Origin of the sequence: Rickettsia argasii T170-B (genome assembly GCF_000965185.1) — a bacterium.
In the GTDB taxonomy this organism is placed as follows: Bacteria; Pseudomonadota; Alphaproteobacteria; order Rickettsiales; family Rickettsiaceae; genus Rickettsia; species Rickettsia rickettsii.
The window spans coordinates 1-26,264 of sequence record NZ_LAOQ01000006.1 but is presented as its reverse complement, the minus strand read 5'-3'; the positions used below and the strand labels follow the sequence as shown (position 1 = coordinate 26,264).

The window sequence follows — 26,264 nt, the reverse complement described above, 5'->3', positions numbered from 1 at the left end:
CGTCATTGCAAGGAGGTATTGCTCATGTGGATACCGCGTCGTCATTGCGAGCAGCCGTAGGCTGTGTGGCAATCGCATGAAATAATACTCCTGAGAGTGCTTAGTCAAAACTTACAATTTTTCTTCGCAATGACGTTTTTCTATTATCAAATTACTAAATATGATCCATAATATTTTTATTAAAATATTTCTAGTATTTTTAGTATGTATATCTGCTATTTATTTTGGTTATCAATATTATCAGAATAGCAAGCCGATAATTACTATTTATCCTGATGAGCTGCCTACAAAAATAAAACCGTCTATAATAGAAAATAACCAAATAGCCGCAGTACATAGTACGATATATGAAAATCTTATTGCTAAAGATACAAATATTAAAACCGTAAAATTGCTTCCTGACCCTGAGAAACCTATGAGTATAGATTCTCGCAACCAAAGCCAAAGCGATGAATCTTTTGATGAAATATCTAACCTTATTGCATTAATAGAGCCAAATAATAACTCCAAAAATGAAACGGATTTAAATATAATAAAGCTTGAAAAAGGAAGTAAAGATAAGGTTAGTAATGCTAAAAATTGTAAAAATAATGAAAGTTATAAAGTACAACTAGGTTCGGTAAAATCTGAAGCAGAAGCAATGAAAGAAGGGGAAAGAATAAAAAAACAATTCCCGAAAATTCTTAAAAATGTTGTTATCACAACCAAAAAAGTTAAATATGACGACGGCAAATTTTTCTATTTAATCTTAGCCGGTGATTATGGTAGTCTTAGTCAAGCTAAAGCGGTTTGTAAGAAATTAGCTTATAATAAGCAGAGTTGTGTGTTGAAGTGATATTTGTATACTCTTATGTCATTCCTGCGAAAGCAGAAATCCATCATAAAGCGAGATAAATCGAGCTTTTAATTTTAAGAATTTGCTGTGTTTATATTTTTTTTCTGGATTCCTGCTTTCGCAGGAATGATATAGAGAACCACGCAACAACGATTGCTCGCAATGACGATAAATAAAAACTAAATAACTTATGAAAGAAGCTAAAATAGAAAATATTGACTTTGGTAATGCATTATCAGAGCGTTATCTTGCTTATGCGTTATCAACAATTATGTCACGTTCGCTTCCTGACGTACGTGACGGACTCAAGCCTGTACATCGTAGGTTATTATACGCAATGCTACAGTTAAGGCTTGAGCCGAATTCCGGCTATAAGAAATGTGCGAGGGTGGTCGGTGACGTAATAGGTAAATACCACCCGCACGGTGATGTGGCAGTGTATGATACCTTGGTACGCCTTGCTCAGCATTTTTCGTTGCGTTATCCTTTAATTGATGGGCAGGGTAATTTCGGCTCTATCGACGGTGATAATGCAGCAGCTATGCGTTATACCGAATCACGTATGACGGACATATGTACGTTATTAATGGAGGACATCGATAAAGATACGGTAGATTTTCGCCCTACTTATGATTATTCCGATTTAGAACCGGTAATAATGCCGGCAAGTTTTCCGAATTTACTAGCTAATGGTTCTGAAGGGATAGCAGTCGGTATGGCAACCAATATACCACCGCATAATTTACATGAGCTTTGTGATGCTCTAATACATTTAATCGACCATCCGAAAGCTGAAATTAACGATATAATGAACTTTATCAAAGGTCCTGATTTCCCGACCGGCGGCATAATTATTGATAAAGCTGAAGTTATTAATGCTGCATATACTACTGGACGCGGTAGTCTTAGAGTGAGAAGCAGATGGGAAAAAGAGGAGCTAAGTTACGGTACATATCAGATAGTCGTAACCGATATACCTTATCAGGTTCAGAAATCAAAACTTATAGAACAAATAGCAATATTACTAAAGGATAAAAAAATTCCCCTTGTTAGCAATATTAGAGATGAATCAACAGACATTATAAGGTTGGTTATAGAGCCGAGAGATCGGGGATGTGATCCGCAAATAGTTATGGAATCTCTATTTAAGCTAACGAATTTAGAAAGTCGCATTCAGTTAAATATGAATGTGATCGGCAGTAATAACGTGCCGAGAGTAATGAATATTTTAGAGATTTTACAAGAGTTTCTAGATCACAGACAAAATATTGTTACTCGCAGATCAACTGATCTTTTAAACAAAATCAAGCATCGTTTAGAAATTCTAAAAGGGCTTAGGATAGCTTATCTAAATCTTGATGAGATAATTAAAATTATTCGTGAAGAAGATGAGCCAAAAGCGATAATGATGGAGCAATTTAAACTAACCGAAATACAAGTAGAAGCGATATTAAATACCCGTCTTCGCTCGCTTCGCAAGCTTGAAGAGCAGGAAATTATTAATGAGCATAGTAATTTGCAGAAGCAACAAGCTATATTAGAAGAAATTCTAAATAATCCTAAAGAACTATGGAAAATAGTTAAAAAAGAAATCAAAACAGTACAAACGAAATTTGGATTAAATACGGTAATAGGAGCAAGGCGTACAAGTTTTGAAGAAGTAACGCTTACGAATCAAGTAGTTGATATAACGGCTTTCATTACTCAAGAGCCGATTACTATTATCTGCTCAAAAATGGGGTGGGTACGTTCGTTAAAAGGTCATAACACCGATTTATCGACTATCAAATATAAAGAAGGTGATGCAGAAAAATTTATTTTAGAAGCTTACACGACTGATAAAATATTAATAGTTAGTTCAGAAGGCAGATTTTTTACTTTGCTTGCCGATAATATTTCTAAAGGTAAAGGAACAGGGGAATCTATAAAGCTACTTGTAGATATAGGTAATAACGATATTACGAATATTTTAGTCTATAAACCTGATCAGCTTTTATTACTTGCAAGTAGTGTAGGTAAGGGGTTTTTAGTTAATTCAAATGAAGTAATGGCTCAAACAAAAACAGGAAAGCAAATTATGAATGTACCGGATGGTCATGTATGTATAGCTTGTTTACCTGTAAACGGGGATAGTATTGCTTGTATCGGTGAAAGTCGTAAATTACTGGTATTTAATATAGATGAAATACCTGAAATGAAAAAAGGGCAAGGTGTAACGCTGCAAAAATTTAAGAATGCTAAGCTTCTAGATATTAAAATATTCAATAAAGAAGACGGCTTAGGTTGGAATAACAATGGAAAAGTAAAACTTGAGAAAAACATTGTTGCATTTTTAGGCAAAAGAGGTAGTACCGGTAAATTACCTCCTATGGGCTTCCCAAAAAATAATAGATTTTCATCATAATCATCATAATTATAATAAAGATTGAGTATATACAAAAAATAGCATGTTTTATATGGTTTGATACAAGCGAATTATTTATAAATTCGCTTGTACCGTTCTATTATTAAAAGTTTTTATAGGCTTTTAAACTCATCTTACCTATTTAAATTAATAGATGTTACTATCTCCTCTATAACATCAACCTGATCATCCTGATAACCTTCCTCTAATTGATAATATGTAAAATCTTCATTATTATTACCGAAAAGGTTATATAAACACCAGTTAATAGCGTATTACTAATAATTTGACAAGAATTAGAGCGCTGTAAGCTAATAGAATGGTTGAAAGATTTAACAGAAGAGAAAACAAGATTATTACAACGATGGAACTATAAAGTTTATTGATAGTTCAATTAAAAAAATGAAATAATCAAGGCATAAGATTGCTCTAAGCCTTGATTATAATAGTGATGGCAATTAATTTGTAAATAAATTAAAACTTAAGTTTTGTACCTATAAGACCAACAGTACCTCGTGTTGTTTTACTAGGTGCTTCAGGGTAATATACAGGTTTACCTTTAGCTTGGAAATGAGAAATTTCAGCATATGGTAATAAACCAGGCATGATCTTATATTCAGTAGCGAGGCTTACAGCATTAACGGTGTTTTTATATCTTGAAGTTTTAAGATATTCAAGACTTGTTTTTATAGGTCCTTGTCCATAAGCAACTGCTCCATTGTAATAATAGGTATCACGACCGACTTTATAATATTCCTTAGCAGTTAAGCTTTTACCTAAATTACCGTAAGAAGCACCACAAGAGAAATTACCGTAAGTAAATACAGCTCCAAGATTATATGCTTTTAAGTTAGAAAGCTTATAGGTATTAAGCACTTGAATTGTAGTTCCGTCCATTTTGGCATGAATAAGACGACGAGCAGGTTTACCGTATTCTCCGGTGACAGATAATTTTAAGTCTGCATCTTCGCTAATTTCATGTTCATAAGTTAAGCCGGCAGAAAAAGCATCCCTAATATTCTGATTAATAGTCATGGTTTCGTTATTCTCTAATTTAACCGTCTTTATTCCGGTTTTAGAAACACTAACTCCGTTTCTGCCTGAGCTTTCAAGCGTTAAATTATTTATATCTCTATTACCGCCTGTATTAGCAGTATCGGGAGTATAAGAAACTCCGGCTTGGAAGCCTTTCATTTTAGGCGTGAAAAAATTCAATCTTCTAGCTCTCTCAGCTTTATCATTGATTTGATCAAAAGAATTAGAGTATGACTCAAGATAAAAGCTAGCATTAGTATCAAAATCCGATTTTAACCCATTATACCGCATATATTGACCGTCAAGTAGAGCATATCTAGACCATCCTCCAGTACCTGCAGTTACTTGACTACCGGTAATGCGCAACTTAGCGCTTGCATCAGCAGGAGAGCCGAGTTCTACTTTACCGTAACTAGTTTCAATAAAGATATGTGATCCATTATAACTTGTAGAGGTTTTTGCTCTTGTAGTAGGCTGAAGCACTATTTTAACACCTGCTATTACATCATTGATAGTTTTAGCAATAGTGGCCGCAAACGCTGCTTCCGTGTAAAACCCTAGCTTTTTCCTGTTATCAGTTACATTTTTATCAAATAAAATTAAATGATCCTGTTTAATATAACCGTTTTCAAATAAATAGAATCCTTCTAATTTTATTTCAGTATCAGAATTAGAAATAACAGGTGTTGAATTTTCTTCGGCAAGACCAGCCGATGCAAGGCAAATAATACTTGCAGTTAATAATAATTTTTTCACTTTAATAAGGCTCCTATAAACTTACATAAAATATTACTATACAAAATAAATTTTAGTATTAATAAATATAACAACTACGCTATTATATTAATAATTCTTTTCAGAATTGACAATAAAAAACTATTTTAATTTGTAATAATTTAATTTTAATTATATAATGTTGTATTATTATCACTATCATTAATTCAAGTAGTCTCAGACTTATAGTTTTAAAGAAAAATTTTGTATTGTAAATAATTATGAGTTATAATCATTAGTTTATTAATTAAAATCAAGTTTTGATTATGGCTATAATGTCAGATAAGTGGATAAAAGAAGCTGTTATAAATCACAGTATGATAAGGCCCTTTGCGGAAAAGCAGGTAAGAGTGCATAATAAAGAAAAGATTATTTCTTACGGCTTATCTTCTTACGGCTATGATGCTAGAGTATCTAATGAATTTAAAATATTCACCAATATAAATTCTACTACGGTTGATCCAAAAAATTTCAGTGAATATAATTTAGTTGATAGAGAAGTAGATGTGTGTATTATCCCACCTAATAGCTTTGCCCTTGGCAGAACTATAGAATATTTTAAAATACCGCGTGATGTATTAGTTATTTGTGTCGGCAAGTCCACTTATGCAAGATGCGGTATAATAGTAAATGTGACTCCGTTAGAACCGGAGTGGGAAGGGCATGTAACTTTAGAGTTTTCTAATACTACTCCATTACCTGCTAAAATATATGCAAATGAAGGAGCTTGTCAGTTTTTATTTTTAAAGAGTGATCAAATTTGTGATACTTCATATGCCGATCGCCAAGGAAAATATATGAAACAAGTAGGCGTAACTTTACCGCTAACATAACTTTTTTATGTAGAAAATTATATTAAATTTTTAATAAGGATTTTTATGAGTACAATAAACACCGATACTAATGAGACAATGCCGCATATTTCCGTTAATGCACAATATATAAAAGATTTATCTCTTGAGAACCCTTCTGCCCCGTCTTCTCTTGCGGCTTTGGATCAACGCCCTCAAATTGATTTATCTCTAGATATAAATATTACTAATTTATCGGAAGAAAATTTCTATGAAGTAGAGTTAAATATCGAGGCAATTGCAAGAAATGAGAAATATAAATTATTTCAGATAGAATTAAAATATGCTGGAGTATTTAATTTAATTAATATTGATTCTGAACAACATCCGGTTTTATTATCCGTTCATTGTCCGGCAATGATATTTCCATTTGCCAGAAAAATTATAGCTAGCTGTACTCAAGATGCAGGATTCCAGCCTTTAATGATTGATCCTATAGATTTTGGTGCCTTATATCATAAGAAAATGTCAGAGCATCAAAACTAAGAAAATCATTTAATTATTTAATAAATTTCATTTTAAACGCCATGGTTTTTAAACCACAGATAGAGCTTAATAGTAAAAATTTTATCAATTTGATTAAATATTCTTTACTTATGTTATTAATGAATATATAAAGCACTAGATAAAAAATTATAATTTAGTTAACAATAATTAACTGTAATTAAATTATAGCACAATATAAAAATTGAATTTTATGGAGAAAAATAATGAGAGTTTTGTTAATTGAAGGCGAGCCGGAAATGGCTAACTTAATTGAACTAACTTTAGCTTCAGAAGGGATAGTTTGCGATAAAGCTTCAGTTGGTGTAGAAGGTTTAAGACTTGGTAAAGTTGGTGGTTATGATCTAGTAATCTTAGACCTTATGTTACCGGATATTAATGGTTTTGAGATATTACTAAGATTGCGTGCTGCAAAAATAAAAACCCCAATCTTAATTTTATCTAGCTTAACGGATACGTATCAAAAGATTACTGGTTTTTCTTCCGGAGCCGATGATTATCTAACCAAGCCGTTTGTAAGAGAGGAATTAATTGCTAGAATTAAAGCTATAGTTAGATGTTCTAAAGGTCATGCAGCATCAGTATTTAGGTTTGATAAGGTTAGCATAAACCTAGATACTAGAAGTGTAGAAGTTGACGGCAAAAAAGTACATTTGACGAACAAAGAATATGCTATTTTAGAGCTATTAATACTCCGAAGAGGAACTATCTTAACTAAAGAAATGTTCTTAAATCACTTATATAGTAGTGTTGATGAACCGGAAATGAAAATTATTGACGTATTTATTTGTAAACTTCGTAAAAAGTTAAGTGATGCTGCCGGCGGTAGAGATTATATCGACACAGTATGGGGACGTGGTTATATGCTAAAGGAATATGATGAGTTACAACAAAAAGAAATTTTAGCACAAGGAGCATAATTAATGCCTTTATCTACTTCTTTACTTGGTAAAAAAAGTACTTATAAAGATAGTTATGATGTGACTTTATTATTTAAAATTCCACGTATAAATAATCGAAACGAACTTGGAATAAATAGTAATAATCTTCCGTTTTACGGTGTAGATGTTTGGAATACATATGAACTATCTTGTCTTAATAAGAACGGTAAGCCATGGGTTGGAGTAGGCACTTTTTATATACCGACGGATTCTGAAAATATAGTAGAATCAAAATCGTTTAAATTATATCTAAATTCTTTTAATAACTTTGTTGTTGAATCAGTAAAAGAACTAGAAAGAATTATCTTGCAGGATCTAAGTAATGTTACACACGCTAAAGTAACAGGACGTATATTTCCTATAAATACAAGAGTAGAATTTGGTGTTCCAAGCGGTAAAAATATTGATGATTTAGATATAGTATGCAATAATTACGGTGCACCCGATAATAGTTTAATTGAGTATGAAGATGTTTTGGTAGAAGAAGAGATTAATTCTAATTTACTCAAATCAAATTGCCTAGTAACCGGTCAACCGGATTGGGGTACAATCGTTATAAAATATAAAGGAAAAAAGTTAAAATATAATTCTTTTCTGAAATATTTAATATCTTTTAGAAATTGTAATGAGTTTGCAGAGCAGTGTGCTGAGCGTATTTTTACAGATATTAAAAATGCTATAAGTCCTGATTTTCTTTCTATTTATATAGTATATACTAGGCGTGGAGGCATTGATATTTGTCCCTATCGTTCTACCGATAAAAGTTATACTTTACCTAGCGATAAACGATTTATTAGGCAATAATCACTTTTCTAATCCATACAAAAATCCGTTTGTGAGAAAAGTATTGTCAGTGTGGATTGAAAAACGCATCCGTTGTCATTCCGTGGCTTGACCACGGAATCTAGTTTAAAATACTATTATTAGTATTTTAGATTTTTTTATGGACTCCGTGGGTCAAGCCACGGGGTGACACAGTGGATTTTACCGGTCCATCCAGCAATGTTCAACTATACAGGAATGACATAAACGAGCCACGCAATAACGCTGATCAAGGCGGGGTAACAATCAAAAAATAATTCACGTAAGCAAGCTTTTCGCAGGATAGCAGTTAGTATAATTTTATGATTCTTTTGTAGAATTTTGTGGAGGCTTTAGGCTTTCTACTATTTTATTCAGGTCTATTTGACTACAGATCCCCAGTAATACGGGATCACGAGGACGAATAGAATTCATATTCCAATGGCTACGGGTTCTAATAGCATCTATAGTAATTTTAGTAGTACCTATTAATTTAATTATTTGATGGTCTTGGATGTTCGGATAATTAGACAATAACCAATATATAGCATCCGGTTTATCTTGACGTCTTGCTATAGGAGTGTATTTAGCACGCTGTTTTTTCTGATTTTTCATCAATTCATCAGCAGGGCTGTATGAAATTTGTAAATTAGCATTAGGATCTTTACTGCAACGCTCAATTTCCTCTAAAGTTAACTGACCGTTTGCAATTGGATTTAAACCTTTTATAGATTGTGCTACTTCACCGTCAGCCATACCTTTTATTTCAAATTCATGAATACCGCAAAAATCGGCAATTTGTTTAAAAGTTAAAGAAGTATTTTCAATTAACCATATAGCCGTGGTTTTGGCAGAAGCGGTAATGTTTTTTGCGAATTCATGATAATTGTTTTTTGGCTTAATTTAAGAAGTTATAACAAATAGAGTTATTTAAGTCAATCTTCATTTAGAAACTTAACTATCTCCTCAACTACTTTCTTAGCATCGCCGAATAACATAAAAGTATTATCGTGATAAAATAGCGCATTTTTTATACCTGCATATCCTGATGCCATAGAACGTTTAATAAACAAAATCGTACGTGCTTTTTCGACATCGAGTACCGGCATACCGTAAATTGGACTGTTCGGATCATTTTTAGCAGCAGGATTAGTTACGTCATTTGCCCCAATCACAAGCACTACGTCAGTGGTAGCAAAATCCCTATTAATTTCTTCAAGCTCAAGTACTTTCTCATAATCTATATTAGCTTCTGCAAGTAAAACATTCATATGCCCTGGCATTCTACCTGCTACCGGATGTACGGCAAAACGTACATTAATATCTGAACGTTCTAATATATCAACCAGTTCTTTTATGATATGCTGAGATTGGGCTACTGCCATACCGTAACCGGGAACAATTATCACCGATGATGTATTAAGTAGTAAATGTGCTGCATCTTCAGGGCAGCTTGTTTTTGCTATTTTATCGTCATCTATATCCTTGTTAATTCCAGTAGGTGCAGGCAAAAACGCCCCAAAAATAACCTTAATTAATGAGCGATTCATCGCTTTGCACATTATATAGCTAAGTATAGCTCCGCTACTACCTACTAATGCTCCAGTAATAATAAGTAGGCTATTGCTAAGCGTAAAGCCTATACCTGCTGCCGCAAAACCTGAATAAGAATTTAGCATTGAGACTATAACAGGCATATCTGCACCGCCTACCGGTATTATTAGTAATACTCCGATTAACAGTGATAAAAAGACTATTAGATTAAATAAAAAGATATTCTCTGAACGAATAAACGATATTACTAGAATAACCAATATTATTGCCGTTAATAAGCATATATATTGCTGACCGTAGAATTTTAACGGGCTACTTTTCATTAAGCCTTGTAGTTTTAGAAAAGCTATAATTGAACCGCTAAAAGTTAAAGCACCGATAGAGACGCCTACTGATATTTCTATTAATGCATTAATCGGTAAACTTCCTGCTATTCCTATAGAAAAATTTTCAGGAGCAAGTACTGTAGCATAAGCTACAAATACCGCAGCAAGACCGACAAAAGAGTGAAATCCCGCTACTAATTGAGGCATTGCCGTCATGGAGATTTTAAGTGCGATAATCCCGCCGATTACAGCACCTAATAATATGGTTGCTATAATGGGTAATTTATAAGTAAAATCCGGTAGGAAAAAAGTAACGACGACTGCTATCGCCATCCCCAAAATACCTATGGTACTGCCTAAACGTGCTTGTTTCTGTGAGGATAAGAATTTGAGTGATAGAATAAAGCAAACAGCCGCAACTAAGTATAATAACTGGATAATTTGTAGGGACATAGGTGAATGTATGTTTATATTATTAGCTATTTAGTGTCATACCGTGGCTTAACCGTGATATCCAAAAAAATAAAAAAACTGGATCCCGCGATCAAGTCGCGGGATGACAAATACGCTTCAAGAACCATGCAACAAGGCTAAAAAGTAAATCCTATACCTATAGAAACTATTAAAGGATTAAGTTTAACTTTAGAGGTCATGGTTTTATTACCCACTAAATTTGGTTTATACTTAAGTTGAGGATTTAAGAAAAATTGTCTTACGTCAATATTGATGAAAGTATCATCTTTAGCATAAAAATCTACACCTATTTGTCCTACGGCACCGTGTCCGTTTCTAATTTTAAGACCGGTAGCTTGCGTAAGCATATAAGAACCGTGATAACCTATACCTATATATGGTCTTATTCCACCGTAAGGAGCTATATGAAATTGTCCGGTAACTGTTGCAGGAATCATATAAATAGGTTTGTTTTTTCCTAGTTTAACATTATCAACGCCATAATTATGAGCAACGGCTGCAAGGGATGTATATTTAGTGCGTAAAACATTAAAGCCAAGTGATAATTCAGTAGCTAAATAATTATTAAAGAATATAGTAGTGGACACATCACCTCCATAACCGTTTTTTGCTACTTCTCCTACTGAAACAGGTTGAGGAGAGGTAGGAGTAGGTAATCCTTTTTGCTTAGCACTTGAAACAACACCTCCTAGACGCATCTTGAAAACTAAACTGCCTTCGTTTTCGTAATACGGTGTACTATCATAGTCAGGAGCAGAGTCTACATCATCATACATGCTTTTAGCAAAACTATTAATACTTATGCTGGATACAAACAAAATTATCCCTAATTTTTTCACTATTCTTAACATATAATTATAACCTTTACTTGCTTAAAATTGATTACCGTATTATTATATAAAATTTTTGTTTATATATTTATACTATTGTCATAAAAGATAGAATTCTTTTATGCTAAAAGTCAAGACATTTAAGTAAAATTATAGAAATTATTGGAGCATATTAATGAATGATGCATTAAAAACATATTTAACCGGTATAGGTTGGTTTTTACTTAGTTTAGTAAGTAGTAGTGCCAATGATGTAATGTCTAAATATCTTGGAACTCGTTTACATAGCTTTGAAGTAGCTTTTTTCCGCTTCTTTTTCAGTAGCATAGTTTTACTACCTTTTGTTGTTTATTATGGTAAAAATACTTTAAAAACAAGTCGTCCTTTTGTACATATATTAAGAGGGTTATTATTATTTTTCGGTATGACTTCTTGGACTTACGGTCTTACCATAGCTCCCGTTACTACTGCAACAGTCGTAAGTTTTTCTATTCCTTTATTTACGTTAATACTTGCCGTATTTTTTCTGAACGAAAATATTATTTGGCCAAGATGGGTAGTTACCGTAGTAGGATTTATAGGACTTGTTGTTACGCTTAAACCGCATGCCGAGGATTTTAACCCAGAAATTTTGTATTTTGTATTAGCGGCTATTTCATTTGCTATGCTTGATATTATTAATAAAAAATTCGTAATAAAAGAATCGATGATTAGCATGCTATTTTATTCGGCAATAGTAACTGCTATAGTGTCGTTACCTGTAGCATCGCAGTATTGGCTAACTCCTAGTAGTTTTGAATTAGCTTTATTGTTTGTACTCGGTAGTAGCGGAAGCTTAATATTATTCTTCCTGCTTAAAGCTTTTTCCATGGTAGATGCAACCGCTACCGCTCCTTATAGATATTTAGAGCTGGTTATTTCGGTAATAGCGGCATATTTCATATTTAACGAATTTCCTGATAAAAGCACACTTCATGGAGCAGTAATAATAATTCCTACCACCTTATTTATAATATATTCCGAAAAAAACGCTATGAATAGAAAACATGAATCGCAGTAAACTAGTATTTTCAAGCGGTATCGCTAACACTTTTGAATGGTATGATTATGTATTATTCGGTTATTTTGCACCCATAATAGGAACAAAATTTTTTCCAAATGATGATGCTAATACTTCTTTACTGCAAGCTTTTTTAGTATTTGCTATAGGTTATTTGGCAAGACCGTTGGGCGGCATATTTTTTGGTGTTATCGGTGATAGATTTGGACGCAAAGTAGCCTTAACTAGTGCGTTATTTTGCATGTCTGCCCCAACCGTATTAATAGGAATATTACCAACTTACCATACTATCGGTATAACTGCGACTATATTAATGATTTGTGTACGAATTCTACAAGGATTATCAATGGGAGGAGTTTTGACCGGCTCTATTTCCTTTGTTATTGAGCATACTAGCCATAAACACCAAGGCTTAACCGGTAGTATTTCAATGTCTAGTATATGCTCCGGTTTATTGCTTGGTTCTTTTGTTTCTTATATTGTTAAGAATATCCTAACAGCTTCACAATTTGATAGTTTTGGCTGGAGAATACCTTTTTTACTTGGTTTTTTTATTCTTTTTGCAGCATTTTATATTAAAAAAAATACACACGAAACACCGAATTTTAAAAATCTAAGAGAGCAGAACAAGATTTTACAATCACCGTTAAAAAAAGTCATTACCAATTATTGGCTTGATATATTAATCTCGATTTTTATAAATGCTCCCGGTTCGATAATATTCTATCTAACTACAATTTACTTGGTATCGTTTTTAAAAATCAGCCGCAACTTTACTGAAAATGAGGTAAATAGCCTTGCTAGCTTGTGTTACGTGATTATGATAGTCGTAACTTTATTAAGCGGTTATCTATCCGATATTATAGGTCGCAGGAAAATTTTTGTAATTAATCTGATAATAATTATTGTAACAACGCCATTTTTACTTAATAATTTTGAGAGTGGGGCCTTCACAAGTGTAATTATCGCACAATTGATACTTGCTATACTTGCTGCTAGCTATATCGGTCCTGAACCAGCATTACAAGCAGAATTGTATCCTACAAATATACGTAACACTGCTCTCTCTATTTCATATAACACTGCTACAAGTATTTTTGGTGGTACTACGCCTCTTGTCTTTGAATATTTAGTACACAAAACAGGGCATGTAACCTCAGCAGTTTATTATGTCATATTAAGCTGTATTTTTGCATTGATTGCCTTATCTTTTTACAAAAATAGAAGTTTAGATAAAATATGAAAAAATTACAAAACCTGCAAACCTAGTTGAATTTAATAACACAATTGTAGTCTTTAAACCTAAGAGTTATTACTATGGTGATGCTTGTGAATATAAAATAACTGAAAAGAGATTAGTTTTTGCCAGTATCTCTGAGGATACATCAATCATTCCAGAACTTTTAAAGAAGTAACTAGTGATGAAGCAATTTCAAGGATAGATCTAGACTTATTCGGTACATGTCATAGAGTTACGAGTGTAACGGCTGACCTTCTACAACAAGAAGAAAATGGTTGTTTGGCAATGAGGCTTGTTACTGTAGAAGAGATACCCAAATTACACAAGTTAGTACAAGATAATAAAATGATATTAGCATGCCAAATCAAAGAAAAAACACTAAAGATTTTAAGTGATTATTTACAGAAAGAATTTGGGATGTATGCTAATGAAACTACAGTAGCATCTTGTGATGGGGTACATATAAGTGGAGCGAATGAAGATAAGAGCTTTTTTGTAAATAGTAAACGAATTTCCAAAATTTTTCTTGATTTTATGACAAATATGTGGCAAAAAGGGTTTGAAATAATCGTGCTACTATAGCTCAGGGGTAGAGCACTTCATTGGTAATGAAGAGGTCGAGGGTTCGATTCCCCCTAGTAGCACCATAACACATCCTAAACTTTGTGAGTTTTTAACCTTTCTTGAAAAACTCATATGCTGATTTTAGTCTAGTTTCTGTCAGATAGTAGTATGTTTATTTTATAAAGCTAAGTTGCAAATAATATAAAACTAATGTATGATTTACATTTATACGGTAACGATTATTTTATTATATGATAGACATTCTTCTTTTTGTACATATTACTATTGCAATATTGCTAATTATAGTTATTCTGATGCAGCGTAGCGGATCGGATGGAATTAGTAGTATAAGCGGCGGTAATAATATGGGAGTAGTCAGTGCTAAAACAGTCGGTAATTTTCTTACTAAAAGTACTATAATACTTACAACATTATTTTTAATAAATGCAATAGTACTTGCTAACCTTTCCTCAAAAAAGAAATCTGATTTAGTTTCTAAGATTAATGAAATTGAAGAAAATCAAGCAGAAAATAGCTTACCTATAGCTAAATAGTTACAGCTTTATCTTAGTAATATCTCTCATACTTGTCATTGTCTACCGTTGTTGGTATTGTTGTGTGGGTCGGTAAAAACCACTGTGTCACCCCATGGCTTGACCACGGGGTGACAGATAAAAGTACTGGATTCCTGCTTTTGCGGGAATGACATAACAGGAGTCATGTAACAACACCTATGGATAAATGGCATGATATCAGAGAATTTAGTATAGTTTTCAGAACTCCCAATATATATTATTAGAGTACAGCAATATTTTTGCACCTAAAATAATTTTAGAAATGTCTATAGAATTTAATATAAAAGAAAAAACTTATATCATTTTATGTATGTTTTTTACAGTTCTTATTATAATAGGGAAACTTAATATATCAAAAATTTGTTTACCTTAATATTTTTAATTTTTATATTCTTGAATTATCTATAGGAGCAATTTTTTACCCGTTAACTTTTTTATTAACGGATTTAATAGCTGAGTTTTACGGTAAAGAAAGAGCCAATTTTTGTGTAAAGCTTGCTATTATTTTTAATATAATAGTAGTTTTAATAATAAGTCTCATGGATAAATTGGAAGCTACTAATATCTTGTTTAGAATTTGCCTGTTATATAGCTCAACTTGTTGATATTAATCTATTTATGGATACGTAAAATTACTAAAGGTAAATATTTATGGATAAGAAATAATTTTAGTACGGCAATTTCTTTATTTATCGATACTTTTATTGTAATTGGGATTATAAGCTTATTTAATATTTTTCCTTTTGACCAATTAGGTCATCTTGTACTTAACAGCTATTCATTTAAACTATTTTTTACTATATGTAATACTCCAGTATTCTATGCAGGAGTTTGGTTAATAAGTTTATTCATTAAGAAAGGATAAGCTCTTAGGAAAAGCTTATCCTTATTTAAATTTTCTATTGGTGATTTACAAATTGACTTTTAGTTTAATAAGTCCTTGATGGCTTTGATACTTTCTATGCGTATAATAATTATACTCAAGTAGAACATTGATATTTTTTCTACTCATAAGTATATTACTACCGATATTATATCCAAGCTTAGGTTGTTTTAGTGTAATAATTGTTTCTTGTAATGTTTGTCCTTTAAAAGTCGCTTTTGCATTAACTTTTGTATTTTTATTATTGAAGTGATACTCAATATTACCATACAAACTTGGTGTTAATACTATATTGTTTTTGGTTACTATAGGCTTAAACACTATTTTACCGCCAAGGCTACTTTCAAATAATTGATTTGATTTCTTTTGAATCATGAGATTTTCTATATCTACATTATACTCTTTATAGTTGCTAGCTCTTGAATAATCATATTGAAAACCGATATTAGGAATAAAATGTAAATCGTATTTTGTACGATATTGATAATTTAATAAAGTTTGAAAACTTAAATTATTGTTTTGATATTTTCCAATTATATTATTAATACTTTTAGATCTATTCTTAATATAATTATGACCGTAAGATGTTATAGCCTGCAATGAGAAACCTTTAATTAGTTCTTTTAGACCGTAAATGCTTAAAAGATGACCGTTAACTACTGTTTTCCCTAGTTTTTTATTATATTTAATTTGGGATTCCAAACGGCTATAAGCTATTCCTATAACATCATGACTATTGATGAATTCAGCATCAGTCCCGATAGTTATGCCGGTTGTACGATTTTGATATTTTGGAATATTCTTCCAAGTGCTTTGTTTGTTGATGCCGTATAAGCCGCTAATCCATACCCCTCTGTTTATACTAGTTTCTTCATCACCGGCCCCTATTGCAGTAACCTTTAATCTATCACTTATATTATAGTGAACAGGTTTGTGAAGAGTTGAAGTCGCCTTAACTAATATTGCTACTTTCCCACTAGTATCGCCAGATACCTGTTGTCTCTGTGTCGCCTCATCTTGTTCTGTAATTGCTTCAGTTTTGAATGACACATCGATAGCTTCATCTTCGCTTTCTAAAACTATATCTTTTTTTAATTCTTCGTCAGTGGTGCTATTGCTTTCTTCTAATTCTTCTTCATCAGTTGCATACCCTTCATCGTCTTCATCACTAGATCTTAATGCTAGAAGTGATTTTTTGTCATCTGATGATTTATCATTTTTGCTATCGTTAGAACTCAATAATCTCGGTGATAAAGCGGTTGTTGAATCAGATTGCTCTGACTTTGAATCAGATTGCTCTGACTTTTTATTGCTATCTTCAGGTTGTGTATCATCCTTTGTTGAGGATTCGTCATTTGTAGCTTTGTTTTCTTGTTGGAATAATCGTAATTTTTTCGAATTTAAACGTCCTATTTTCTTTTCATTGTTACTATTTTCTGATTGAATATCACTACCATATTTTTGTTCTAGTTCAGTAGACTCTACTAGTATTTGTTGAACAAATAGAAACAATTCTTTATCTTTTGCTAACTTTGAAAGTTGAGAAGTATAAATATTATGTACTTCTTGCCCTATTTCAGTTCTAGGACCTATAAAATCAGAATGAGCAGTATTAAATGCCTCTTTTACTGCTTCTTCTGGATATTTTGTCAATTGCTGTGTATAAATATTATGTACTTCTTGCCCTATTTCAGTTCTAGGACCTATAAAATCAGAGTGAGCGGAAGTAAACGCCTCCGTTAATTTTTTGCTAAGTATAATATTATCTTCAGCATATTTAATAAATTCTTTATCTTTTGTTAATTCCAAAAGTTTAGAAGTATAAATATTATGTATTTTTTGTCCTATTTCAGTTCTAGGACCTATAAAGCTAGAGTGCATAGTGTCGACTGCTTCTTGGATTTTTTCAAAATACTTATTATTTTGATGAGCTTTAGATAAATTTTTTGAATGCTCAAATGCTACTGATTCCACTATAGCTTTTTTTAATAAATCGGCATCGGAGTATTTTGCTTTATGTCCTGCTGATTTTTGTCCTGATAAAGTAAATTCTTTATATCTTAAAGCTATATCGGAGCTAAAGTGATAAATTTTTGGAGTTGTTTTAAAAGTAGATGTATTTGTATTGAATTGAGTAATCCCTAAACTTTTTAGATAAGCTAATTCCCAATCTTGTGAATCAGGCAGTGGCGGTGGTGGTGGTGGCATGTTTCCGGTATGGATGGGTTTTTTAGCTTTTTCTTGCGAGCACTCTTTAATAGCTTTTAATATTATAGGCCCCTTTAATTTACTAGCAAGAATGCTTATTTGTTCATTGCTCATGTCTGTAAATGAAGGCAAAGCTGATCTTAATTGATCTAAATTATTATTACCTGTTAGTTTGATAGTAGAAGCTTTTAAAAGCTCTTTTAATAATTCGGGGGCTTTTTCCTTTACTATAGCAATAAACTCATTGTGAGGTAAATTTGCTGTAATTAATTCTTCAAATTTTATTGTGTTTAAAATAGCTGTTCTTAAATGATCAAGTTTATCCTGTGCTTGATCAGAATTAATTATTTTTCTTAAGTTTGTATCTTCTGTTATTAAAAAATTAGCTTGTTGTACTATAGTTAATACATTAGGGTTTTTAATTAACTCGTCGACTCTATTGCCAAATACATCTTGATCGAGGTGTTTTTCATTAGTATAGGCAAATGCTAATTGTTCAAACAGATTTTGTTTGCTCTGTAACTCTCTAAGCAATTCTGATTTATTGAATTCAAGTTTAATAGGTCTCTTTAATTCTTCAGATATTTTACATGACGATAATAAAATACGTTTTACTGCATCATCAGTGTCTTCATTGAAAAGATTTTTAATTATCTCTTCGCTTGTTATTGTTTTCTTACCATTTACGGTTATATCTTTTATATACTGGTCTTGAACAAGGGTGTTAAAAGCTTCTTTAGCTTTTTCTGCGATTTCAGGGGTTGAAATGCTAAATAAATTTACAAGAGTTTTCTCGTCAGCTCCTTGGTTGGCGTATGATTCTGTTAATATTTGACGTATAACATTTGTAAGATCAGCTTGTCTTTTTATAAGCTGATCTTGTAAATCATTAGCTTTTGTACCTCCTGTCTCAGTTCTATATTCTGCATATAGTTTGGCATAAGCTGTCTCTGGTGTGCTTCTGTCTGTGCTGGTTGCACTAGAGGCTGTAGGTTGAAGTGGTGCTTTTGATTGAACAGTAGTATTGCTAGTAAACTGAATATATAATGCATGTATGTGAGGATATTCTGCTTGTAACTGATTTAAATCAAAATGGTTAGAGTTGCTACTAAAACCTTGAGAATTGAAGGGAGGTGGTAGGGGTGGCATGCTTCCATTTAGCGGTAGAGGTGGTGGATTCGGAATGCCGCTTTGTGTTTGTTCTAAATTATTTGCATTATTACCTACTGCTAACCCTAAAATTTTATTGGTTTCATTGCTGAGTATGGTACTATCAGATAATATTACTTTAATTACTGAATTTAATGTGTGGTTATTTACTTCTTTGGCTAGTTTAATCATATCGTCTTTAGTTAAACTATCTCTTATTAGCCCTTTATTTTTTAGTTCTATATTTATTTCTTTTACTATTTCTGGTGTTAAAATATAGACACTTTTTACAATATAGGGTTGCATTCTGTTTTTTAACTCTAATTGCAGAGTTAAAAAGTTTTCTACTGAACTCTTATCTTTACTTGCTGCTAGTTTGATAAGATCTAATCGTGCCTTTTCTTCAAATTGACTATTAGATATATTTCGTGTTGCATAGTCTTGAATTCTTTCAGCAAATTTAGTTTTTTCTTCAGAAGAACTATTTTCTAATAATTCTTTTAAAATAGGTCTATTTTTAACGTCAATATTGGTATTGAAATCTAATTGTCCCTTATCATTGCTAAATAATACCCTTTGAATAGTATCATCATTAAAATCACTTAAGATAGTCGTTACTGCTTCTTGTTTATAAATACTATCTACTTGAAGAGTTAATGCTGCTATAGGATCTGTGTTGATAAGATTTTTAAAGTCTTCAATATTTTCTTCTTGTTGTATTATTCTATTTAGATTGTGTTGAGACTGCGTTAAATTACCCTTACTTTCTTTAGTATTAAAGTACTTTTTAAAAGTACTTATAGGATCAAAAAAATATTTTTGTTTCTTTTTTCTACCCGTGAAAATCCCTGAAGATGTTCCTGTATTATTTATACCTTGATTTGACCTATACTTATGGTCGTTTTGGTTTCCGCTCTTTTTTTGAGAACGTCCGGCAGATGGGTTATTAGTATCATTGTTGTGTAGCAACTGGTTTGCTGCTATTCCGGCTCTTATTTGGTCTATATAAGAATTTGCTTTTACTTTCCCTATCTTAAATTCATTCATTAATTCGTCAGCGTTAGGGATAATATTATTATCTATATAGTACGATTTTTTACCAAGCATCATCTGCGTTGCTATTAATGTGATATAGTTTGTTGCCTCACCTTTATCAGCACCAAATTTCTGCTCTAGCTCTTTTTCTGTAGGAATATGGCTATCGGCTATATATTGTGGCTTTTCTTTGTCCATAACTTTAAGTCTTATTGACTTAATATAGCCGTCTCTATTATCATCACGAGATATACCAAACCTCTTTTTTAACTCTTTTTCTGTAGGAATATGGCTATCGGCTATATATTGTCCCTTTGCGTTTTCCATAATTTCAGTTCTTATTGAAGCAACAAAAGATTCTGCATCATCTTTATTCATGTTAAGAGCAGTCCTTACTTCTTGCATTTCAGGGATAATATCATTATCAACATAATGTTTGTATTTAATATCTCTGTTTATTGAGCTGATATATAGTTCGATTATTGCTTTTTTGTCTTTTTCTGCACGACGTACCTTTTGATTGTGTTCTACATTATTGTCTATTTTGCTAGGGTCATAACTTATTCCAAGATTTGTTGCTGCTTCTATATCTGTAGGAACTACACCTTGATTAATATATTCTTGTTTTTTTGTATCAAAATCCTGTTGTTTTACTCTTTCGATGTATAATAAAATTTCAGCTCTTGCTTGTCTTGCTTTATGTCTAGTATTATATAACAAACTTGATAAATCTGTTTCCTTATACTTTATTCCTAGATCATCTTGTGCTTGAGTAAAACTAGGAACTAAATCTGCTTCTTGCCATTTTTTGATTTTTTCATTTGGAGTCAAATCTTTCCAAATATTTTGTTGCTGTGTTGAATTGTGCTTTTCCCATGCCGGGATTTTACTAACTAAATCTTTAAAGCTTGCCGCTCTAGCACTTGTACTTAAAAAGCTACTAGTCAACAAACATGTTGACATGAAAAAAGTTAAAACATATTTTTTTGAGTGGGAATTTTGTAAATTCATTCAAACCTCGATTAGTTATTATTTTTTAAATACAAACGAGGCAAATTATATAATATTTGTTAACCTATGTAAACTATTAATTACTAATTTTTGTTAACCAATGAATTTTCTAGCCAAAATGTGTTTAATATATCACACGCTAATGTATACTTCGAATTTTAAACTTTTTTCAAAAGGAGTATGTAATAATACTTTTGAAAGAAATATACTTTAGTTTTTGGTAAATAAAATATGCAAATTCAATTTCACTTATATAACACTCTGAGCCGTACTAAGGAGGTTTTTAATCCTCAAGATCAAGCTAACGTAAAAATGTATGTATGTGGACCGACTGTTTATGATAATCCTCATATAGGCAATAGTAGGTCGGGAGTAGTATATGATTTACTTTATCGTATAGTTATAAAAATATTCGGTGAGAAGGCAGTAAAATATGTACGTAACATTACGGATGTTGACGATAAAATTATCGATAGAGCTGCACTACTTGGTGTTACTATTGATGAGTTGACTGATAAAGTTACGAAAGAGTTTCATAAAAATATGGCATATTTAGGTTGTATGCTACCTAGTATTGAGCCGAAAGCTACAAAGCATATTGATGTAATGATCGCAATAATAGAACGCTTAATAGCAAAAGATCACGCATATATTGCTGATAATCATGTTTATTTTGATGTTTTATCAGCGCCAAATTATACGGAATTATCTAACCGCAATTTAGAAGAAATGTTTGAGGGAGTGCATGTAGAAAATAGTAAAACCAAAAAAAATCCACAAGATTTTGTATTATGGAAACCGGCAAAGCAAAATGAATCGGCAAATATGAATTTTGAAAGCCCCTGGGGACTTGGTCGCCCTGGATGGCATATTGAATGTTCAGCCATGAGCTACAAATATTTAGGTGAGAATTTTGATATTCACGGCGGCGGAGCAGATTTAATCTTTCCGCATCATACCAATGAGATTGCTCAAAGTAGATGTGCTTTTCCAAGTTCTACCTATGCTAAATATTGGGTACATAATGGGTTTCTAACGGTTAACGGTGAGAAAATGAGTAAATCTCTTGGTAATTTTATTACCGTAAGGGATTTAATGAATAAACAAATTCAAGGAGAAGTAGTAAGGTTATTTTTATTAAGTAGTCACTATAGGCGTCCTCTTGATTATAATGATAAAGCTATAGAAGATGCTAAGAAAACTTTAGATTATTGGTATAGAGCTATAGAAAATATTAATGTGCAGAAAATAGATTTACCTCATGATTTCATGCAAAGCTTACTTGATGATATAAATACGCCGCTTGCCGTTAAAATCATTAATGACTACGCTAAAGCTGTTTTTATTTCTAAAACTGAAGAAGAAAGGCAGCTTAACGCCTCTGCTATTATTACTTGTGCTAATTTTATTGGTTTAATGAATAAGACTCCACACGAGTGGTTTAATAGCGGTGTGGATAAACTCTATATAAATGAGCTTGTAAATAAGCGTTTGGAAGCAAAAAAACAAAAAAATTGGTTATTAGCCGATCAAATTCGTAACCAGTTATTAGAGGAAAAAATAATTCTAGAAGATCAACCTGATGGTACTACTATTTGGCGAAAAGAATAAAAGCTTGTAAATTACGCAATATGCGTATATAATTATAGGCTTGTAAGTCGTCATTGCGAGGAAATTATGTAATAATTGACGAAGCAATCTCACAGGATATTTGATGAGATTGCCACGCAGCCTACGGCTGCTCGCAATGACGATTATCCAAAACTTAAGTAAAAAATTCACACGTAAGATATATGTTAGTTCATTAGAATGGACATCTTACGGAGGTATAAACTAACAATTAGGAGAATTTAAAAATGTCAAAAATACCATCTGTTAACATTAAAGCATTATTAGATGCGGGCGTGCATTTCGGTCACAAGACCTCACGTTGGAATCCTAAAATGGCATCTTATATATATGGTGAACGTGATGATGTTCATATAATCGATTTAAGACAAAGTGTCGCTTTAATGAGTGTTGCTTTGAATGCAATATATGAAACCGTAAAAAAAGACGGTAAAATATTATTTGTAAGTACTAAAATACAGGCAAGCGATATTATAGCGGAGTATGCCGAAAAATGCGGGCAGTATTATGTAAATCATAGATGGCTTGGTGGTATGCTAACTAACTGGAAAACTATTGCGGGTTCAATAGAAAAGCTAAATAAGTTAGACAAAACCTTAGAAAACGAAGAAGCCCTTATGGGTTATACTAAAAAAGAGATACTCGATATGAGCCGTAAGAAAGATAAATTACTTCTATCTCTTGCCGGTATTAGAAATCTTAATTCTAAACCTGATCTTCTAGTAGTTATTGATACTAATAAAGAGCATATCGCAATTAATGAAGCGGTAAAGCTTAATGTTCCTATAGTTGCAGTAGTTGATACTAATTCTAATCCTGATAATGTAGATTATCCGATTCCGGGTAATGATGATTCTATAAGATCAATAAGACTTTATTGTAGTTTATTTGCAGATGCGGCATTACAAGGACTTGAAGAATCAATGAAAGCTTCAGGAGTTGATATGGGTGCTATGCAAGAGCATACAGATAAGGCGTTAACTTCTAAAAATGTTTCTAAATTAAAACAAGCTAGAAAATTCTCTAAAACGAAAAATATTGATGAAGAGACAAATACAGAATTTGAGCAAGTATTAAATGATGCCGATGAAAATAAAAATTCTTATAATGCATAAGTGTTGTTGCATGGATCGGCTTTTCCATTGTCCGCGACTTGATCGCGGGATCCAGCTTAAAATACTAATATTAGTATTTTAAATTGTTTTTATGGATCCTAGGAGCAAGCCACGGGGTGACACCGAGGTCGTTCTTCGAGCTACAACCCAAGCCAAATATAATAATTAAGGAGAAAGTAAGGTATGAGTGAAATAAATATAAGTGCTGCAGCGGTTAAAGAATTAAGAGAAAAAACTGGTGCAGGTATGATGGACTGCAAAAAAGCATTAATAGAAACCAGCGGTAATTTTGAAGAAGCTATTGATTTTCTTCGTAAGAAAGGTTTAGCTGCTGCTGTAAAGAAAGCCGGACGCATTGCTTCTGAAGGTTTAACGGCTGCAAAAGTTGATGGGCTTACCGGAGTGGTAATTGAAGTAAATTCCGAAACGGATTTTGTTGCTAGAAATGAGCAGTTTCAGGATCTAGTTAAGGATATTGCAAATCTTGCAGTAATTGCAAAAACTATAGACACGCTAAAAACATTTAAAATGCAAAGCGGTAAATCAGTTGAAGAAGAAATTATAGAAAATATCGCTACAATCGGTGAAAATTTAACATTACGTCGTATGGATATATTAGAGATATCTGAAGGAGCAATCGGTTCATACGTGCATAATGAAGTTGTACCGAATTTAGGAAAAATTTCCGTATTAGTAGGTCTTGCGTCTAACGCAAAAGATAAAGCAAAACTAGAAGCTTTAGCTAAACAAATTGCTGTTCATGTAGCAGGAAATAACCCGCAAAGTATAGATGATTCAAGCTTGGATCAAGCACTCGTAGAGCGTGAGAGAAAAGTATTTTTTGAAAAATCTAAAGAAGAAGGAAAGCCTGATAATATTATAGAAAAAATGGTAGAAGGTAGAATACGTAAATTCTTCTCGGAAGTTGTATTGCTTCAGCAAAATTTCTTATTTGAACCTAAACTTACCGTTGCGGAAGTAATTAAAAATGCTGAAAAAGAACTCGGTGCAGAAATTAAAATCGCCAAATTTATTAGATACGAACTTGGTGAAGGTATAGAACACGAAGAAAAAAACTTTGCCGATGAAGTAGCTGCCATTACGCAAGGTTAATGGGCTTATTTCATAGCTTCAATGTCATTCCCGCGTGGATACCAAATCGTCATTGCAAGCATGTGTTGTTGTGCAGACACAATTCTATCCTGTCATCCCGCGACTTGATCGCGGGATCCAGTAAAAATATAAAAACAACTAGTACTAGTTATTTTTATGAATACCGTGGTCAAACCACGGTATGACACCGAATGCGTTTTTTTATCCACGCAATAATACCTTCCCGTGGTCAATTGAACTAGGTGACAGTAAAAAACCGTGAATACTCACTCACACCTTTTCAAAGCAAACAAAGGCGAATTTAGGATAAGTGCTTATTCTAAACTCGTATTTATAATATCTCTCTAACTACAATCAACTATCTATTAATAAATAATTTTCGGTTTTTTACTTTATAATAAAAGATTTATATTGACTTAATCATAGAAAATCTTACATTAATTGTTATTATTAGTTTAAATGAAGGGCGTTTTATGTCAAGGACAAAAGAGGAATATGCTGCACAAATTTATGCTGTCAAAGAGCATCGTAGGAGACAAGCTAATTATAGTGATAATGATGCTGAATTGCTTGGAGTTATTATAGTATGTGCTGGTTATGCATGTTATACAGCAGTAGAAGGGGCAGTAAAAGTTACCGTCACAGGAAGTAAAATTATAGAAAACGCCTATAAGATAGGAAGTGGACAAATAGCAGTACTCGGTACTGATGCCGAAAGTAAAATAACTGATATAACAAAGCATCCTTCGTCTTGAGGTAATACGAGTACTCCCACTCAGTCGATGACAACTAATTCTGTAGATCCTTTAGAGCAAACGCCCCCTAATACTCCTACCTCTAAAAGAGAAAAGGCTAAAATATACGGAAAAAAACTGGTAGATAGTACAAAGATTGGAGCTAAAACCCTTTCAAGCGCTTATAAAGTGACAACCGGTACAATAGAAGTCGTCGGTCCAGGAAGTGATTTTAACAGTAACGGTAAGGAAAAATTTATATTTTCTGAACCTACTAAGCGTAAAGTTGTTCAAAAAGAATTTAAAACCGAAAACGGTTATAAGTGCGGTATTGTGTTGGAAGAGACAATTGAAGCTTCCTTAACATTAAGATTAAATAACAAGTGTATAGTTAAGATTAAAGAATTTAGAAGTATGATTGTCCCTGTGTGAGTAGACCTAACCAATCGCTCAATTAGGCCCCTCCTCAGAACCGGACATGCAGAGCTACCGCATCCGGCTCCCGAAAGGTAAGATAGGCTTTATGCCTTATTTGTTGTTTAGAACATTGAGATAATCTTTCCGTTTTCAGGAAAGTTTACCCCTTTAAGTATCTTGGTAAGTATTTGCCAAGTCATCT

At 32.5% G+C, this 26,264-nt stretch carries 18 protein-coding genes, 1 tRNA gene and 3 pseudogenes; 17 read left to right on the top strand and 5 right to left on the bottom strand.

Annotated elements, in window-relative coordinates; genetic code table 11:
• Window positions 1–160 precede the first annotated feature (160 nt).
• Window positions 161–835, top strand: coding sequence for an SPOR domain-containing protein (locus tag RAT170B_RS06495; protein ID WP_045805928.1), 675 nt, complete (start codon window positions 161–163; stop codon window positions 833–835).
• 190 nt (window positions 836–1,025) lie between these two features.
• Complete coding sequence (parC, locus tag RAT170B_RS06490; RefSeq protein WP_045805927.1) at window positions 1,026–3,239, top strand: DNA topoisomerase IV subunit A; 2,214 nt, start codon at window positions 1,026–1,028, stop codon at window positions 3,237–3,239.
• A 474-nt stretch (window positions 3,240–3,713) separates the two neighbouring features.
• Here the strand turns inward: parC and RAT170B_RS06485 are convergent, their stop codons facing one another.
• A complete protein-coding gene (locus RAT170B_RS06485) occupies window positions 3,714–5,030 on the bottom strand; it encodes a porin (protein WP_014120484.1) in 1,317 nt (438 codons plus the stop codon).
• Between the two features lie 284 nt (window positions 5,031–5,314).
• On the opposite strand from RAT170B_RS06485, the gene dcd reads away from it, so the two are divergent.
• The 4 genes from dcd (at window position 5,315) to queF (ending at window position 8,148) form a co-directional block, all read left to right on the top strand.
• The gene (dcd, locus tag RAT170B_RS06480; RefSeq protein ID WP_004996797.1) at window positions 5,315–5,881 is read left to right on the top strand and encodes a dCTP deaminase; all 567 of its coding nucleotides are present in this window, start codon (window positions 5,315–5,317) and stop codon (window positions 5,879–5,881) included.
• 45 nt (window positions 5,882–5,926) lie between these two features.
• Window positions 5,927–6,385, top strand: coding sequence for a protein-export chaperone SecB (secB, locus tag RAT170B_RS06475; protein ID WP_004996787.1), 459 nt, complete (start codon window positions 5,927–5,929; stop codon window positions 6,383–6,385).
• Between the two features lie 224 nt (window positions 6,386–6,609).
• Window positions 6,610–7,323 carry a response regulator transcription factor CtrA gene (ctrA, locus tag RAT170B_RS06470; protein WP_045805926.1) on the top strand — a complete coding sequence of 238 codons (714 nt, stop codon included), beginning with the start codon at window positions 6,610–6,612 and terminating at the stop codon, window positions 7,321–7,323.
• Window positions 7,324–7,326: 3 nt separating this feature from the next.
• The gene (gene queF, locus RAT170B_RS06465; protein ID WP_045805925.1) at window positions 7,327–8,148 is read left to right on the top strand and encodes an NADPH-dependent 7-cyano-7-deazaguanine reductase QueF; all 822 of its coding nucleotides are present in this window, start codon (window positions 7,327–7,329) and stop codon (window positions 8,146–8,148) included.
• Between the two features lie 318 nt (window positions 8,149–8,466).
• Here queF and RAT170B_RS06460 read toward each other — a convergent pair.
• The 3 genes and pseudogenes from RAT170B_RS06460 to RAT170B_RS06450 all read right to left on the bottom strand — a co-directional run bounded on the left by RAT170B_RS06460 (window position 8,467) and on the right by RAT170B_RS06450 (window position 11,350).
• A pseudogene (locus RAT170B_RS06460) lies at window positions 8,467–9,026 on the bottom strand (cell cycle transcriptional regulator TrcR).
• A gap of 54 nt (window positions 9,027–9,080) precedes the next feature.
• On the bottom strand, window positions 9,081–10,478 hold the full coding sequence (locus tag RAT170B_RS06455) for an NAD(P)(+) transhydrogenase (Re/Si-specific) subunit beta (protein ID WP_014013822.1): 1,398 nt from the start codon (window positions 10,476–10,478) through the stop codon (window positions 9,081–9,083).
• Between the two features lie 137 nt (window positions 10,479–10,615).
• Window positions 10,616–11,350, bottom strand: coding sequence for an OmpW family outer membrane protein (locus RAT170B_RS06450; RefSeq protein WP_045805924.1), 735 nt, complete (start codon window positions 11,348–11,350; stop codon window positions 10,616–10,618).
• A 154-nt stretch (window positions 11,351–11,504) separates the two neighbouring features.
• On the opposite strand from RAT170B_RS06450, the gene RAT170B_RS06445 reads away from it, so the two are divergent.
• The 6 genes and pseudogenes from RAT170B_RS06445 to RAT170B_RS06420 all read left to right on the top strand — a co-directional run bounded on the left by RAT170B_RS06445 (window position 11,505) and on the right by RAT170B_RS06420 (window position 15,633).
• Window positions 11,505–12,389, top strand: coding sequence for a DMT family transporter (locus RAT170B_RS06445; RefSeq protein ID WP_014013824.1), 885 nt, complete (start codon window positions 11,505–11,507; stop codon window positions 12,387–12,389).
• On the top strand, window positions 12,376–13,632 hold the full coding sequence (locus RAT170B_RS06440; RefSeq protein WP_045805923.1) for an MFS transporter: 1,257 nt from the start codon (window positions 12,376–12,378) through the stop codon (window positions 13,630–13,632). The genes RAT170B_RS06445 and RAT170B_RS06440 overlap by 14 nt, the downstream gene beginning before the upstream one ends.
• 276 nt (window positions 13,633–13,908) lie before the next feature.
• Window positions 13,909–14,112: pseudogene (locus tag RAT170B_RS06435) on the top strand (hypothetical protein); the annotation flags it as partial.
• Window positions 14,113–14,201: 89 nt separating this feature from the next.
• Window positions 14,202–14,276, top strand: a tRNA-Thr gene (locus RAT170B_RS06430).
• 168 nt (window positions 14,277–14,444) lie between these two features.
• Window positions 14,445–14,747 carry a preprotein translocase subunit SecG gene (gene secG / locus RAT170B_RS06425; RefSeq protein ID WP_004996773.1) on the top strand — a complete coding sequence of 101 codons (303 nt, stop codon included), beginning with the start codon at window positions 14,445–14,447 and terminating at the stop codon, window positions 14,745–14,747.
• Between the two features lie 283 nt (window positions 14,748–15,030).
• Window positions 15,031–15,633: pseudogene (locus RAT170B_RS06420) on the top strand (queuosine precursor transporter).
• Window positions 15,634–15,678: 45 nt separating this feature from the next.
• Here RAT170B_RS06420 and RAT170B_RS06415 read toward each other — a convergent pair.
• The gene (locus RAT170B_RS06415) at window positions 15,679–21,054 is read right to left on the bottom strand and encodes an autotransporter outer membrane beta-barrel domain-containing protein (protein WP_186786303.1); all 5,376 of its coding nucleotides are present in this window, start codon (window positions 21,052–21,054) and stop codon (window positions 15,679–15,681) included.
• A gap of 231 nt (window positions 21,055–21,285) precedes the next feature.
• Here RAT170B_RS06415 and cysS point away from each other — a divergent pair, with 231 nt between their 5' ends.
• From cysS to RAT170B_RS11785, 5 genes are all read left to right on the top strand, one after another.
• Window positions 21,286–22,665, top strand: coding sequence for a cysteine--tRNA ligase (gene cysS, locus RAT170B_RS06410; protein ID WP_014013829.1), 1,380 nt, complete (start codon window positions 21,286–21,288; stop codon window positions 22,663–22,665).
• A gap of 245 nt (window positions 22,666–22,910) precedes the next feature.
• Window positions 22,911–23,798 (top strand): 30S ribosomal protein S2, encoded by an 888-nt coding sequence (rpsB, locus tag RAT170B_RS06405; RefSeq protein ID WP_045805921.1) that lies wholly within the window; start codon window positions 22,911–22,913, stop codon window positions 23,796–23,798.
• A 183-nt stretch (window positions 23,799–23,981) separates the two neighbouring features.
• Entirely contained in the window at window positions 23,982–24,911 is a 930-nt protein-coding gene (gene tsf / locus RAT170B_RS06400) for a translation elongation factor Ts (RefSeq protein ID WP_045805920.1), read from the top strand.
• Window positions 24,912–25,384: 473 nt separating this feature from the next.
• Window positions 25,385–25,666 (top strand): hypothetical protein, encoded by a 282-nt coding sequence (locus RAT170B_RS06395; protein WP_045805919.1) that lies wholly within the window; start codon window positions 25,385–25,387, stop codon window positions 25,664–25,666.
• A 27-nt stretch (window positions 25,667–25,693) separates the two neighbouring features.
• Window positions 25,694–26,077, top strand: coding sequence for a hypothetical protein (locus tag RAT170B_RS11785; protein WP_082068695.1), 384 nt, complete (start codon window positions 25,694–25,696; stop codon window positions 26,075–26,077).
• Window positions 26,078–26,264 lie beyond the last annotated feature (187 nt).